Source organism: Aromatoleum tolulyticum (assembly GCF_900156155.1).
GTDB lineage: Bacteria > Pseudomonadota > Gammaproteobacteria > Burkholderiales > Rhodocyclaceae > Aromatoleum > Aromatoleum tolulyticum.
In genome coordinates this window covers 74,275-88,237 of the sequence record NZ_FTMD01000015.1, presented here as the reverse complement: position 1 = coordinate 88,237, position 13,963 = coordinate 74,275, and the positions used below count along the sequence as shown (strand labels likewise).

Genomic DNA, 13,963 nt, shown 5'->3' with positions numbered 1-13,963 from the left:
TGACCGGGTGGCCGGCACATGCCGCCGCCCGCCTCGCGATGGGCACGTTTTGCGCTATTCTCCATGACGTGCTCATCGCCCCAACCGACAGGAGAATGTACATGTACAAGAGCCTCCAGCGAGTCCTCGCCGTGAGTGCTGCGCTGTTCGCCCTCGCACCTGCAGCCCCGGCGCTGGCGGAAGCCCCCATGGTTAAGACCCAGGTTCCGGGCTACTACCGGACCATGGTCGGACAGTTCGAAGTCACCGCGCTCTATGACGGTGCAATCGAGCTCGATACCAAGCTGCTCAAGAACGCCGAACCGGAAGACCTCAACCGGATGCTGGCCCGCATGTTCGTGGGCAACCCGAAGATGCAGACCGCGGTGAATGCCTACCTGATCAACACCGGGGGCAACCTGATCCTGGTTGACGCCGGGGCAGCCAAGCTCTTCGGCCCCACGCTCGGCTTCGTCGTCGACAACCTCAGGGCCGCAGGCTACGACCCCGCGCAGGTCGACACCATCATCCTGACCCACATGCACCCCGACCACATCGGCGGGCTCGGCGATCCGGCGGCTCCGCCGGTGTTCCCGAACGCGAACGTCTACGTGTCGGTGCTCGACAACGACTTCTGGCTGTCGCAGCAGGCCGCCGCCGCAGCCAAGCCCGAGATGCAGGATTTTTTCAGGATGGCACGCGACGTCGCCGCGCCCTACCAGGCACGCGGCAAGTGGCGCACCTTCGCCGACGGCACGGAGATTGCGTCCGGCGTGCGCGCGGTCAAGGCTTACGGCCACACACCGGGACACAGCGCGATCTCCGTCGAGTCGTCCGGCCAGAAGCTGCTCATCTGGGGCGACATCGTGCACTCGCATGCGGTCCAGTTCGCGCTGCCGGGCGTCTCGATCGAGTTCGACTTCGATCAGAACCAGGCGATCGCAACCCGCCGCAGCCTCATGTACTCGCTGGCCGCGAGCAAGACCCTGGTCGCCGGCATGCATCTGCCCTTCCCCGGCATCGGCCACGTGCGCGCCGACGGCAAGGGCGTGTACGCCTGGGTGCCGCTCGAGTATTCGCCGCTTCCCAAGCCGGCGCACTGATCAGCGCTCCTGCCAGAAACGCTCCATCAGCGGCTTGACGCTGATCCCGTGACACAGGATCGAAAGGGTAACGACGATCAGTGTCATGTGGATCAGCTCGAGCGCGAGTTTTTCCGGCAGCCCGTGCTGGATCGCATACATCAGGTAGTACAGGGAGCCGATTCCGCGCACGCCGAACCAGCCGGCGAGCGCCTTGGCATTCCCGGGCGTGCGCGTGCCTGCAAGCCCGACGAACACGCTCACCGGACGTGCGACGAGAAACAGGAACAGCGCCAGTGACACCGCGCGCCAGCTCCACGAGTCGACGAACAGGGTGCCGCCGATCAGCAGGATGAGCACCACCTCGGACAGGCGCTCGAGGTGCTCCTTGAACACCAGCGAGCCCTCGCTCACCGTCACCGCCGGCATGCCCTCACCGCCCTCTCCGCTGTCGTTCGCCAGCAGCCGCTCGGGCACGTCGGGCCCGGCACCCGCCAGCTGCCGCTCGGTCTGACGCAACGCGACCGCGGCGAAGAACACTGCCAGGAAACCCCATGCGCTGATCAGCAGGCTGACGCCATACACCAGCGCGATCAGACCCAGGCCCAGGAAGTCGTCGAGCAGTCCGTGCCCGGGCCGACTGCTGCGCAGGCGATACGCCAGGTGGGCGAGCCCGGCACCGGAAACCGCGCCCAGCGCGATGCCGGCGAGCGTGGCCCACACGACGTCCACCAGCAGCCAGCGCGTACCCAGTTCGCCCAACTCGTGCAGACCGAGCAGACCGAGTCCGAGCATGACGAAGGGAAACGCGCTGCCATCGTTCATGCCGGCCTCGCAGGTCAGCGTAAAGCGCAGGCGATCGCGGTCGCCCGGATGGCGGATCTGGACGTCGGTCGCGAGCACCGGATCGGTCGGCGCAACGATCGCCCCGAGCAGGACCGCGGCCCCGAGCGGCAGCCCCAGCGCGTAGTGGGAAAAGGCGGTCACCAGGAGCACCGTGACCGCCATCGACACGAACGCGAGGAGAATGGGCGTGCGCCACCGCGCCAGGCTGACCGGAACGGGCATCTTGACACCCGCCGCGTACAGAGAGATCAGCGCGGCCGCTTCGGTGAGGATCTCGAGTAGCGCGGATTCCTTGAGCGGATTGAAATGGAAGAGGTGCAGCACCGTCGGCCCGACCAGCATGCCGACCGCGAGGTAGATGATCGCGCTCGTGACCGGCAAGCGCTTGAGGAGCGACGAAGTCAGGCCCATCGCGAGCAAAAGGCCGCCCACCAGCAGGAACCACTGCGCGTTAGTCATTGCGTATTCCGTGAATGCGGAAAGGCGCCGCGGGCGATCCTTTCCCTCGATATCGAACGCGTCCCGCCCCGAAGCAGGCAGGACGATACCTGTCGATGACAGGCTGGCGCGGCCGAAGCCCGGCTTCGCACGGACCGCCTGCGCCATATGGTGCCCAAGAAGGGACTCGAACCCCCACGCCTCGCGGCGCCAGAACCTAAATCTGGTGCGTCTACCAATTCCGCCACTTGGGCCCCGCCGTGCCCGCGATGCGGGCTGCCGCCATTGCAGCGGCGCGCGCATTATACACGGCCTCACATCCGCAGGCGTTCGGCGTAGCCGGTCATCTCGAGGTAACCGCGACCGATCTCGCGGCCCGATTCGAGCAGCCGTACGGCGCCCTCCCAATACACGGCGCCGGTCGAACGGCGGCTGTCGAGCTCCTGGTCGTCCATCAGCGGGCGCAGCTCCAGCCGGCGGCCGTCGATGTCGATGCTCCATTCGACCGCATACTCGGCGCCGGTGCGGGGCGAGCGCCAGCGCCGCTGCGGAGTGAAGGCCACCTGTCCAGGTCGCAGGGCGCGGGTTTCGCCATCGGTGCGCAGCGTGCCGGCGGACCACAGCGCCCCGCCCCGCTCGTCGCGCATGCGGAAAGCCATCAGCGAGCCGCCGTCGTGGAGGTTGATGCCGATCCAGTCCCAGCCGCGCGCGCCCTCGGGCAGCAGTTCGCTGGACCACTCGTGGTCCAGCCAGGCACGGCCCGTCACCGCGACGGTGGCGCCATCCACACGCAGCGAGCCGCTGACCGCGAGCTGCGGGCGGCTGTAGTAATGGCTCGCGTGCTTCGGATCGCCGGCCTTCTGGCTGAAGCCGTTGTCGCCGTTGAGCACGGGAGGGCCGGGCGGAACGAAACGCAGGTCGAAGGCGAAGGATCCGGCATCGACGCGGCTGCGATAGTGATCCTGCGTCCATGCGAGCTGCCAGTCGCGGATCCATACGCGCGTCGCCCCGGTAGCGGCGCCGGCAAGCGGGTCGAGCGCGCGTTCGCTGCGCTCGGCGTGAAGGAGGCGCCCCGCAGCAGGATCGGCGATCGCCGCATGGGCGAGCACCAGCTGGCGCGGTGCGAAGCGGCTCGGGTTGTCTTCCCCGATCCCCGTGCGGACGCGGAAGAAGGTGACCTGGAAGCCGCGCTCGACGCCCCGTTCGTCGGTGATCCACCCGGTGACGTACCACCATTCGGTACGGAAGTCCGGATGTGCGCCGCCATCTTCGGGAAAGCGCAGCACCGTCCCGGCCAGCACGGGGGGATAGTCGGGGCCGGCCGTCGCCGCAGACACGGCAAGCTCGCCGCACACGGCGAAGACAAGGGTGCGCCAGATCCGCCTCCAGGCCATCACCAGTCCTCCCGCACGGCCAGCACGGCCGAGCCGCGCATCGCCTGATAGCCCGACACGCGTGCCGCGAGCCCCGCAAGCGCGATCACGATGGCGGCGAAAACCAGCAGACCGCCGAACGGAACGTGCAGATCCATGCTCCAGTGGAAACTCTGGCGATTGACGACTTCGATCAGGACGAAGGCCACCGCGGTTCCCGCAACCAGTCCGAGCGCGGTGCCGGCCGCCGCCGTGAGCACGCCTTCGAGCGTAATCAGCCGGCCGACCTCGCCGCGCGTCATCCCGAGATGGCGCAGCACGCCGAATTCCTTGCGCCGCGCGATCGCCAGCACTGCAAAGCTGGTGCTTACGCCGAACAGGCCGATGAGCACGGCGACCGCTTCCATCGCGTAGGTGACCAGGAATGTGCGATCGAAGATCGCGAGGCTCCGGGCGCGAATCTCGCCGGGGCTCGCGATCCGCACCGCGTTCTCGCCGAGGATGTCGCGCACTGCCGCAGCGACCGTGTCGAAGGACGTGCCCGCGGCGAGAAAGACGCCGACGTCGTTCGCGACGAGATCGCCGGTCGCTGCGCGGTAGTCCGCCAGCTCGATCGCGACCGCGCCCTGCTGTCGCGCGTAGTCGCGCCACACGCCGGCGACGCGGAAGGCCACCGGATTTCCTCCCAGCGGCAGGACGAGGCGGTCACCGGCCCCGAGCGCGAAGAGGTCGGCCATCGCTTCCGACACCCACGCAGGCTTCTCGCCCACGGGGGGCGGCGTCGCCAGACCGACCAGCGGGAGCAGCCTTCCGCCGTCCAGCGGACGCGCGATCAGGGATACCGGGAGGTGGCGGTCGTCGAGGCGCACGGTGTCGAAGCGCACCGGCATGGTTCGAGACACGCCCGGCAGGGCCGCGATCCGCGCCAGCGCGGCAGGATCGAGGAAGCCGCTGGTCCCCTGCGGGGAGGCGCTGACGTAAAGATCGGCGGGCAGCACGGCGGTGAGCCAGCGATCGACCGAGTCGCGGAAGGAGGCGACCATGATCGCCATCGCCACGGCGAGCGCGACGCTCGCGACAACCCCGGCGCCGGCGACGACACCCTGACCGGGGGCAGCCGCAAGGCGGGCATTCGCCAGCCTCCACAGGGCCCGGCGCGGACGCGACGCGATGCGCGTAACGCCGCGCACGAGCATCGGCAGCACCAGCACGGCGCCGACCAGGATGAGGGCGACGGCGAGGTAGCCGAATACGGGCACGCCGCCGAGCGGCGGCAGCAGGCACAGCACCGCGGCGCCCGCCAGGCAGGCTGCGGCACGGCGCGGGCGCGGATGGAAGCGGAACATGCTGGCCTCGTCGCCGGACTTGAGCGCGCGCGCGGGCAGCATGCGCCGTGCCTCGCGCGCCGGCAGCCATGCTCCCGCCAGCCCGGCGAGAACGCCCAGCAGGAGATAGGTGCCGCTCGCGGGCAGGTCGAAGCGCAGCGCGGGGGTCATGCCGCTGAAGTAGCCCGCGCCGAGATCGCCGCCGGCGACATCGAAGGCGACGGCGGCAAACCCGTGCCCGAGGGCGATCCCGAGCAGGCCGCCGGCGAACCCGACCACGGCACCTTCGACCAGCAGTCCGCGCATCAGCGCCCCGCGCTCCAACCCCAGCGCGCGCAGGAAGGCGAACTCCTGGCGACGGCGTGCAACGGCGAGAAACTGGGTGGAAAAGACGAGAAACCCGCCGGTGACCAGGGCGATCGCGGCCAGCATCGTGAGATTCACGCGGTAGGCGCGCGAGAGGCCCGCCGCCAGCGCCTCGGACGCGCGCGGAGTGAGCACTTCGACGCCCGCGGGCAGCCCCGGCGCGAGCGCATCGCGTGCGGCGGCGACGTCGATGCCCGGCTTCAGGCTCAGATCGATGCGCGTGATGCGGCCCGATCGGCCGAAGAGCTGCTGGGCAGCGGCGATATCCATGACCGCCAGCACCCGCCCCTGTCCCGCACCGGGCACCGCTCCGGCGACACGCAGCGACACCACCCGCGTGCCGGCCAGGACCTCCAGCCGCTCGCCGGCGGAGACGCCGAGTTCGGCCTCGGCCGCCGGGCTTAGGAACAGCGCGTCGGACTGCAGCGCGGCCAGGGCAGCGCCGTCGCGCCGGGCCTCATCGACCTGCGGCATCAGGGCCGGATGGACGCGAGCGACCCGCAGGGCATCGATACCGAAGATGGGGAGCGACCGGTCATGTGCCGGCAGGCGGACCTCGAGCTCCACGACGGGACTGGCATCGGCCACCTCGTCGCGCATCGCCAGCCGGCCGTACAGCGCATCGTCGAAGCCGTCGCGCGGCCCGGCCACCTGCAGGTCGGCCTCGCCGGCAAGAAGCCGCATGCCGCGGCCGAATTCGTCGAGCGCCGCACCGTGGATGATCTGCACGGCGAGGCCGAGGGCGACGCCGAGCGCGATCGCGAACAGCGACAGCGCCGTTGCGAGACGGCGGCGGGCAAGGCTGGCGACGAAGATCCGACCCAGTACCCGGCTCACGTGCGCTCCGCCTCCGGCAGCAGACCACCCGCGGTCAGGCGCAGGATGCGGTCGGCGCGCAAGGCCGCGGCCTGCGAGTGCGTCACGAGGATGCCCATCGCCCCCGCGTCGCGAATGCACTCGAGGAGCAGGTCGAGCACGCCCGCCGCGCGGCCGGGATCGAGGTTGCCGGTCGGCTCGTCGGCGAGCACCAGCGACGGCCGATGCACGAGGGCGCGGGCAATCGCGACGCGCTGCAGTTCACCGCCGGAAAGTTCGCGCGGCCAGTCGCGGGCACGGTCGCGGAGTCCGACCCGCTCCAGCATTGCCCGGGCGCGCCTGTCCGCCTCGGCGTCATCGACGTCGAGCAGCCACAGCGGCAGGGCGACGTTCTGCGCCACGTCGAGGTGCGGGAGGATGTGAAATGCCTGAAACACGAAGCCGAAGCTGCGCCGGCGCAATCCGGCCAACGCGTCGTCGCCGAGCCCGACGAGCTCGCTTCCGTCGAGGCGGATGCTCCCGCCATCGGCCGGTTCCAGCCCGGCCATGCAGTTGAGCAGCGTCGACTTGCCGACCCCCGATTCGCCCATGATCGCAACGCACTCGCCACGTTGCACGCGCATCGACAACCCCTCGAAGAGCGCGCGCGCGCCGGCCGTCCCGAATCCCTTCTTCAAATCGTCGATCTCGAACATTGCGGCCGCCTCCCGCCCGGCGCGTGGTCCCCCGAAGCATCGACCGCACGACATCCCCGGAAAAAGACATGACGCACGGCCGCGATGCAAATCCATGCAGCTTATGATGGGCACATCCGGGATTGACTCGACCCGGCATAAATGGAAAGCTGCACGATTTGAATAGCACAGTGTATCCGGCGCGCATGACGCGGATGAAGATCACCCGGGCCGTGCCCCCCTCGCGCGCAGCCTCCGCAACGGCGACGAGCACGCCCGCTCCGACGCGAGCCCTGTTGCAAGCATACGCTGCCCTGTTCCTCCGCGACGCTGGTCGCAGGCCATGGATGACATGCTGAACCGCTTCGCGCGACTCGTCCTTGCCCTGTGGGTGCTGGCGCTGCTGGCCCCGTCGGCGTTCGCCCTCGAAGCGGCGGTGGTCCTGTCGAAGCGGAGCGATGCGCAGACGGCCTTCGCGACCGCTCTGGGCCGGGAAGTGTCGTCCTCGGCTTCCGTCCGTCTGAACGATGCCGGCAGCACCGGTGAAGCGATCAACGAGGCGGCCCTCAAACGCGCCGACGTCGTGATCGCGGTGGGCACGGAAGCGGCCGACGCAATCGCCGAGCGCAGCACGGCCCCCATTCTGGTGGCACTGATTTCGACGCCCAACCTGCGGGCGCTGCAGCAACGCCATCCGCGCGCAAAGCTCGGCGGTTTCGTGCTCGACCAGCCCCTTGGCCGGCACATGCGCCTGATCCGCGCAACCAACCCGAAGACGACACGCGTGGGCGTGCTGCTCGGCCCCCAGTCCGCTCCGATGCGCAGCGCACTTGCCGAGGCCGGCGCCCGCCATGGGCTGACGATGAGCTTCGAGACCATCGAGGACACCGACGCCCTGTTGCCTGCGCTCGAACGCCTGCTGGAAGGTTCGGACGCGATTCTCGCGGTACCCGACCCCATCGCGTACAGCTCCGGCACGGCACGCCCGATCCTGCTCACCACCTACCGCTACCGCAAACCGCTGTTCGGCTATTCGCAAGCTTACGTGACGGCCGGAGCGATCGCCTCGGTCTACACGGCGCCGGAAGATGCAGCTCGCCAGGCGGGCGAATGGCTCGTCGCGCAACAGGGTGCAGGACACATCGACCTGCCGGTGACGGAGGCGCCCAGGTATTTCAGTGTCGGGGTCAATCGCCACGTCGCGCGTTCGCTGCAGTACCCGGTTCCGGACGAATCGGCCCTCCTCGAGGCGATCGAAAAGAGGAGGCCGCATTGAACCCGAGCCGCCTTTCCCTGCATAACCGTCTGCTGCTGGTGGCGCTGCTGCCGGCGGCGCTGCTCGCCACGCTGGTGACGGCGCTGGTGCTGTATCGCGGCGCACAGACCCTGGACCGGACGCTGCACGAGCGCGGCAACGCGATCGTCAGCTTCCTTGCCCCCGCGGCCGAATACGGCGTCATTTCCGGCAATCGCGCCACGCTGCAATCCCTGCTGCAGGCGGCGACGGCGCAGCGGGAAGTAAGCGCCGCCGCCGTGTATGACGACCGGGGCACCTTGCTCGCCAGCAGGGGGCGAATCAGCGTATTGGAGCCCGAGATGCTGCGCCGCGTCCAGGATGGCGCGATTCCGCACACGGCCCCGGAAATGCTCGCCGTGGTCGCGCCGATCAAGTCGGGCGGCATCAACATCGACGACGAACTCGTCGACGGCTGGCAAGCCGGCGCCACGCAGCAGGGGATGCGCACAATCGGCTGGGTTCACGTGGAGCTCGACACCCGGCCGTCGTCGCGGGAAAAATCGCTGATCATCTGGTCGTCCTTCGGGATCCTCGCCGTCGGCCTGCTGCTCACCGCGGTGATTGCGGTCCGACTGGCGCGATCCGTTTCGCGTCCGGTCGCACGCCTGGTCCGCGGGGTCGGACAGATGGCTGGCGGAGCGCTCGATGTCGAGATCCCCGAACATGCCACCAGCCAGGAGCTGTCTGCCCTGGAACGCGGCTTCAACACGATGGCGCGGGCGATCTCCGAAAACCATCGCACCCTGCAGTCGCGCATCGACGATGCCACCGCGCTGCTGGCGTATCAGGCGCAGCACGATCCGCTGACCGGCCTGCCGAACCGCCGCGTGTTCGAGCAGAAGCTCGAAGAATGCGTCGTGGCATCCCGCCGGGCGGGCGATCACGGGGCGCTGTGCTTCATCGATCTCGACCGCTTCAAGATCGTGAACGACACCTGCGGCCACGCTGCCGGCGACGACCTGCTGATGCGCATCGCGCTCCTGATCCAGCAGCGTTTGCGCGATCAGGACATCATCTGCCGTATCGGCGGCGACGAATTCGCGTTGATCCTGCGCGGCTGCAGCCCGTCCGACGCGATGACCATCGCCGAAGAACTGCGCGACAGCATCTCCTCGTTCGACTTCGAGTGGCAGGGACGCATCTTCTCGATCGGCGCCAGCATCGGCATGGCCTATATCGACGGCACGCACACCGACCCTTCGGAGATCCTGATCACGGCCGACGCCGCGTGCTACGAGGCCAAGCGCAACGGCCGCAACCGCGTCGTGCGGTATCCGCTGGAACCGGAGCGCGGCGACTCAACCGCGCTCGAAGGGCCGGACAACGAGAAAGCGGACTGACCCCGCCAGAGGGCGCGACTTCCCTGTGGCTCGTGCGATTGCCCCGGCGCGCCATGCGGCAGCGCGCGCGGCTTCGCGTATACTCGCGGCGCCCCGATCATGCCCGTCGACCACTACGAAAACTTTCCTGTCGCATCGCTCCTGCTTCCGGCCCGCCTGCGCGAGCCAGTGGAGGCGATCTACGCGTTCGCGCGCAGTGCCGACGACGTCGCCGACGAGGGCGACATGGCGCCCGTCGCGCGCCTCGCACGGCTCAACGACTACCGCATCGAACTGAATGCGATCGGCGCCGGCCAGCCTCCGCGCGATGCCTCGCTCGCGCCGATCTTCACCCGCCTCGCGGCGAACGTTCGTGACCACAAGCTGCCGCTGCAGTACTTCCGCGACCTGCTCGACGCCTTCAGCCAGGATGTCGGCAAGACGCGCTATGCCGATTTCGCCGAACTGCTCGATTACTGCCGCCGCTCGGCGAGTCCCGTCGGCCGCCTGCTGCTGCACCTCTACGACGCCGCGGCGCCGGACAACCTGCGACGTTCCGACCTGATCTGCACGAGCCTGCAGCTCATCAACTTCTGGCAGGACGTCGCGATCGACTGGCGCAAACGGCGCATCTACCTGCCGCAGGCCGACATGGCGCGCTTCGGCGTCGACGAAGCGCACATCGACAGCGGGCGCTGCGACGCTGCGTGGTGCGCCCTGATGGACTTCGAAGTGCAACGTGCGCGCGCGATGATGCTCGAAGGGGCACCGCTCGCACGGCAACTGCCGGGACGCATCGGCTGGGAGCTGCGCCTGATGGTGCTGGGCGGCCTGCGCATCCTCGAACGCATCGAGACGGTCGGCTACGACGTGTTCCGCCGCCGGCCCACCCTCACCCGCAGCGACTGGCCGCGCCTGGCATGGCGGTCCGTGCATTACCCGAGAAACAGATGAATCCGCACGATTATTGTCACGACAAGGCCGCGAAGAGCGGCTCCAGCTTCTACTACAGCTTCATGTTCCTGCCGCCGGAGCGCCGCCAGGCCATCACGGCCCTGTATGCGTTCTGCCGCGAGGTGGATGACGTCGTCGACGACTGCCACGACGTGCAGGTCGCGCAGACCAAGCTCGACTGGTGGCGCAAGGAGGTGTCGCGGGCGTATGCGGGCTCCCCCAGCCATCCGGTGGGATTCGCGCTGAAGGACGTCAGCGCGCGCTTCAACCTGCCGCGCGAACAGCTGCTCGAGATCATCGACGGCATGGAGATGGACCTCACGCAGAGCCGCTATCTCGACTTCAAGGGCCTGCAGCTTTACTGCTACCGCGTCGCCAGCGTCGTCGGCCTGCTTGCCGCCGAGATCTTCGGCTACCGCGAGCGCCAGACGCTGAAGTACGCGCACGACCTCGGCATGGCGTTTCAGCTCACCAACATCATCCGCGATGTCGGCGAGGATGCGCGCCGCGGCCGCATCTACCTGCCGATCGAGGATCTGCAGCGCTTCAAGGTCCCGGCGAGCCAGATCATGGAAGGCCGCCACGACGACAACTTCCGCGCGCTGATGGCCTTCCAGGCCGAACGCGCCGAAAAGTTCTACGACCAGGCGCTCGCCCAGCTCCCCGCGGCAGACCGCAAGAGCCAGCGCCCCGGCCTGGTGATGGCGGCGATCTACCGCACGCTGCTGCGCGAGATCGCCAGCGACGGTTTCCTCGTGCTCGACCGCCGCACGTCGCTGACGCCGGTGCGCAAGCTGTGGATCGCCGGCAAGACCTGGGTGCGCGCGTGACGACGCGGCGGGCCCGGCGATGAACCACCCGGTCGCGGTCATCGGCGCCGGCTACGCCGGCCTGGCGTGCGCGGTCGAACTCGCCCGGCGCGGCGTGCAGGTGACCGTGTTCGAGCGCTCGCACACGCTCGGCGGACGTGCGCGCGCGGTGGTGAAGGACGGCTGGCGGATCGATAACGGCCAGCACATCCTGCTCGGCGCCTACGGCGAACTGCTGCGCCTGCTGCGCGTGACCGGCGGCTCGCCCAAGGAGCTCGCCCACCTGCCGCTCACCCTGCACACCCCGGGGCAGCTGCACCTGCAGGCCGCCCGCCTGCCCGCTCCGCTGCACCTGGCGCTCGGCCTGCTGAGCGCCAAGGGCCTGGGCTGGAGTGACCGGTTCGCGATGCTGCGCCTGATGCGGGCGCTGAAGAAACGGCGCTTCCGCGTCGACTCCGGGCAGAGCGTGGCGGCACTGCTGCACGAGCTGCGTCAGCCGCAACGCCTCGTGCAGCTGGTGTGGGAACCGCTGTGCGTCGCCGCACTGAACACGCCGCTGGCCGAGGCCTCCGCGCAGGTGTTCGCGAACGTGCTGCGCGACAGCCTTGGCGCCGGCGCAGCGGCGAGCGAGCTGCTGATCCCGCGCGTCGACCTGTCCGAACTCTTCCCCGTGCCGGCAGCGCGCTACCTCGCCGTGCGGCGCGGCAGGCTGCGCACCGGAACGCCGGTCGAAGCGATCCATCAGGTGCATGGCGGATTCCGGCTGGAAGGCGACCCCGCGCAGCGGCAGGTCTATGCGCAGGTGGTGCTCGCGACGGCACCCCACCACGCCACCGCCCTGCTGAATTCCGTCGGCAACTGCGAGCGCCTGTCGGCCATGATCGCCGCGCTGCCGAGCGAACCGATCACGACCGTCTACCTCGCGCTCGGGCCCACGGTCCGCCTGCCCTATCCGATGATCGGCCTCGCGCGCGGGCCGGCCCAGTGGGCCTTCGACCGCGGTCAGCTCGGCGGGCCGCATGGCCTCGTCGCCTGCGTCATCAGCGCGCACGGGCCGCACGACGCCTTGTCCCGCGAAGACCTGCTGCTGGCCGTGCATGCACAGCTCGAGCAGGAACTCGACCAGCGCCTGCCGCCGCTCGAGTGGTCGCAGGTGATCACCGAAAGACGCGCGACCTTCGCCTGCCGTCCCGGCGTCTCGCGGCCGGGCGCGCAGACGCCCGTGCCGGGGCTGTGGCTCGCCGGCGACTACCTCGATTCGGACTACCCCGCGACGCTCGAATCGGCCGTGCGCTCGGGAATCAATGCGGCGTCGCGCGTGCTGCGCCGCATCGCCAGCACTGCGGTCTGAACGCGCCTCTTCAGACGGGCCGCAGCGCCGGTTCGGATAGGCGCCCCGCCTGCATGTGCAGCACGCGGTCGCAGCGCGCGGCAAGCGACTCGTCATGCGTGACGAGAATCAGCGTCGTGCCGGACTCCCGGTTCAGGGCGAACATCAGCTCGATCACCGCTTCGCCGGTCACCGCGTCGAGGTTGCCGGTGGGCTCGTCGGCGAGGAGCAGGCGCGGATCGGGTGCGAAGGCGCGCGCCAGCGCGACGCGCTGCTGTTCGCCGCCGGAAAGATGCTTGGGATAATGGCGCAGGCGGCTGCCGAGGCCTACGCGCTCGAGCCACTTGCGTGCCGTGGCCGCCGCATCGCGGGCGCCGGCGAGTTCCAGCGGGAGCATGACGTTCTCGAGCGCGGTCAGCGCCGGCAGCAATTGGAAGGCCTGGAACACGAAGCCGATCGACTCGCCGCGCAGCGCCGCGCGGTCGTCCTCGCCGAGCGCGAACAGGTCCTGGCCGAGAATATGCACGCCGCCGCTGCTCGGAACATCCAGGCCGGCGAGCAATCCGAGCAGGGTCGATTTGCCCGAGCCGGAGGCGCCGACGATCGCGACCGACTCGCCGGCCGCGACGCTGAACGTGACATCCTGCAGAATCCGGAGCGTACCCTGGCCGTCGGCCAGCTCGACGCTCTTCGACAGGGCCGAGACCTGCATCACCGGAACGGAGAACTCAATGCCGCTGCGATCCATCGTGACCTTCTTGTTTGCGATCCTGTTGTCGGGCGCCGCCCAGGCGGCAACGATACTCGTGTGGGGCGACAGCCTGTCCGCCGGCTACGGCCTGCGGCCGAAGGAAGACTGGCCCACCTTGCTGCAGACGCGACTTGCACGCGAAGGGTTCCGCCATACCGTGATAAACGCTTCCGTCAGCGGCGAAACCACGGCCGGAGGACGCACGCGCCTGAGCGCGGCCCTCGACCGTCACAACCCGGATTTCCTCATCCTCGAGCTCGGCGCCAACGACGGCCTGCGCGGCCTGCAGCCCGCGCTGATGGGCGAAAACCTCAGCGCGATGATCCAGGCGGCGCGCAGCAAGGGCGCGAAGGTGCTGCTGGTGGGCATGCAGCTGCCGCCCAACTACGGCCCTGCCTACACGCGGCGCTTCCAGCAGACCTTCGCCGAGGTCGCGCGAGCCGAAAAGGTGCCCCTCGTCCCCTTCCTGCTCGACGGCTTTGCCGACAAGCCGGAACTGTTCCAGCCCGACGGCATCCATCCGACCGCCGAGGCCCAGCCCTTGATCGTCGAAACGGTATGGAAGGGACTGAAGGCGCTGCTCAAGGGCTGAGGCAGCCTGCCG

Annotated in this window: 12 protein-coding genes and 1 tRNA gene; 7 read left to right on the top strand and 6 right to left on the bottom strand. The window is 69.2% G+C overall.

The features are described 5' to 3' along the window. Window positions 1-101: 101 nt before the first annotated feature. Window positions 102-1,082 (top strand): MBL fold metallo-hydrolase, encoded by a 981-nt coding sequence (locus BW991_RS19340; RefSeq protein WP_076603758.1) that lies wholly within the window; start codon window positions 102-104, stop codon window positions 1,080-1,082. On the opposite strand, the gene BW991_RS19335 is transcribed toward BW991_RS19340, so the two are convergent. The 5 genes from BW991_RS19335 to BW991_RS19315 form a co-directional block, all read right to left on the bottom strand. Next, window positions 1,083-2,366 (bottom strand): cation:proton antiporter, encoded by a 1,284-nt coding sequence (locus BW991_RS19335; RefSeq protein WP_076603788.1) that lies wholly within the window; start codon window positions 2,364-2,366, stop codon window positions 1,083-1,085. It abuts the gene before it with no gap. Window positions 2,367-2,514: 148 nt separating this feature from the next. After that, window positions 2,515-2,599 (bottom strand) — tRNA-Leu (locus BW991_RS19330). Window positions 2,600-2,659: 60 nt separating this feature from the next. Then, window positions 2,660-3,739 (bottom strand): lipocalin-like domain-containing protein, encoded by a 1,080-nt coding sequence (locus BW991_RS19325; protein WP_076603757.1) that lies wholly within the window; start codon window positions 3,737-3,739, stop codon window positions 2,660-2,662. Then, the gene (locus tag BW991_RS19320; protein WP_076603756.1) at window positions 3,739-6,246 is read right to left on the bottom strand and encodes an FtsX-like permease family protein; all 2,508 of its coding nucleotides are present in this window, start codon (window positions 6,244-6,246) and stop codon (window positions 3,739-3,741) included. The genes BW991_RS19325 and BW991_RS19320 overlap by 1 nt, the downstream gene beginning before the upstream one ends. Then, complete coding sequence (locus BW991_RS19315; RefSeq protein ID WP_076603755.1) at window positions 6,243-6,920, bottom strand: ABC transporter ATP-binding protein; 678 nt, start codon at window positions 6,918-6,920, stop codon at window positions 6,243-6,245. The genes BW991_RS19320 and BW991_RS19315 overlap by 4 nt, the downstream gene beginning before the upstream one ends. 322 nt (window positions 6,921-7,242) lie before the next feature. On the opposite strand from BW991_RS19315, the gene BW991_RS19310 reads away from it, so the two are divergent. The 5 genes from BW991_RS19310 to hpnE all read left to right on the top strand — a co-directional run bounded on the left by BW991_RS19310 (window position 7,243) and on the right by hpnE (window position 12,629). Then, window positions 7,243-8,175 (top strand): ABC transporter substrate-binding protein, encoded by a 933-nt coding sequence (locus BW991_RS19310; RefSeq protein ID WP_244551764.1) that lies wholly within the window; start codon window positions 7,243-7,245, stop codon window positions 8,173-8,175. Then, on the top strand, window positions 8,172-9,536 hold the full coding sequence (locus tag BW991_RS19305; protein WP_084205158.1) for a sensor domain-containing diguanylate cyclase: 1,365 nt from the start codon (window positions 8,172-8,174) through the stop codon (window positions 9,534-9,536). Before BW991_RS19310 ends, BW991_RS19305 begins: the two co-directional genes overlap by 4 nt. 99 nt (window positions 9,537-9,635) lie before the next feature. After that, the gene (hpnC, locus tag BW991_RS19300) at window positions 9,636-10,469 is read left to right on the top strand and encodes a squalene synthase HpnC (RefSeq protein WP_076603754.1); all 834 of its coding nucleotides are present in this window, start codon (window positions 9,636-9,638) and stop codon (window positions 10,467-10,469) included. Further along, window positions 10,466-11,299, top strand: coding sequence for a presqualene diphosphate synthase HpnD (gene hpnD / locus BW991_RS19295; protein ID WP_076603753.1), 834 nt, complete (start codon window positions 10,466-10,468; stop codon window positions 11,297-11,299). Before hpnC ends, hpnD begins: the two co-directional genes overlap by 4 nt. Window positions 11,300-11,318: 19 nt before the next feature. After that, a complete protein-coding gene (hpnE, locus tag BW991_RS19290; RefSeq protein WP_076603752.1) occupies window positions 11,319-12,629 on the top strand; it encodes a hydroxysqualene dehydroxylase HpnE in 1,311 nt (436 codons plus the stop codon). A 10-nt stretch (window positions 12,630-12,639) separates the two neighbouring features. Here hpnE and BW991_RS19285 read toward each other — a convergent pair whose 3' ends face one another. Next, window positions 12,640-13,356, bottom strand: a complete 717-nt coding sequence (locus BW991_RS19285) for an ABC transporter ATP-binding protein (RefSeq protein ID WP_076603751.1) — start codon at window positions 13,354-13,356, stop codon at window positions 12,640-12,642. On the opposite strand from BW991_RS19285, the gene BW991_RS19280 reads away from it, so the two are divergent. Next, complete coding sequence (locus BW991_RS19280) at window positions 13,340-13,951, top strand: arylesterase (RefSeq protein WP_076603785.1); 612 nt, start codon at window positions 13,340-13,342, stop codon at window positions 13,949-13,951. The genes BW991_RS19285 and BW991_RS19280 overlap by 17 nt on opposite strands. Window positions 13,952-13,963 lie beyond the last annotated feature (12 nt).

What these genes read in the sequence shown, in the direction of transcription:
- BW991_RS19310 (WP_244551764.1), top strand. Translation starts at nt 7,243, where the DNA reads ATGGATGACATGCTGAACCGCTTCGCGCGACTCGTCCTTGCCCTGTGG.
- hpnE (WP_076603752.1), top strand. Translation starts at nt 11,319, where the DNA reads ATGAACCACCCGGTCGCGGTCATCGGCGCCGGCTACGCCGGCCTGGCG.
- hpnC (WP_076603754.1), top strand. Translation starts at nt 9,636, where the DNA reads ATGCCCGTCGACCACTACGAAAACTTTCCTGTCGCATCGCTCCTGCTT.
- BW991_RS19280 (WP_076603785.1), top strand. Translation starts at nt 13,340, where the DNA reads ATGCCGCTGCGATCCATCGTGACCTTCTTGTTTGCGATCCTGTTGTCG.
- BW991_RS19340 (WP_076603758.1), top strand. Translation starts at nt 102, where the DNA reads ATGTACAAGAGCCTCCAGCGAGTCCTCGCCGTGAGTGCTGCGCTGTTC.
- BW991_RS19315 (WP_076603755.1), bottom strand. Translation starts at nt 6,920, where the DNA reads ATGTTCGAGATCGACGATTTGAAGAAGGGATTCGGGACGGCCGGCGCG.
- BW991_RS19325 (WP_076603757.1), bottom strand. Translation starts at nt 3,739, where the DNA reads ATGGCCTGGAGGCGGATCTGGCGCACCCTTGTCTTCGCCGTGTGCGGC.
- BW991_RS19285 (WP_076603751.1), bottom strand. Translation starts at nt 13,356, where the DNA reads ATGGATCGCAGCGGCATTGAGTTCTCCGTTCCGGTGATGCAGGTCTCG.
- BW991_RS19335 (WP_076603788.1), bottom strand. Translation starts at nt 2,366, where the DNA reads ATGACTAACGCGCAGTGGTTCCTGCTGGTGGGCGGCCTTTTGCTCGCG.
- hpnD (WP_076603753.1), top strand. Translation starts at nt 10,466, where the DNA reads ATGAATCCGCACGATTATTGTCACGACAAGGCCGCGAAGAGCGGCTCC.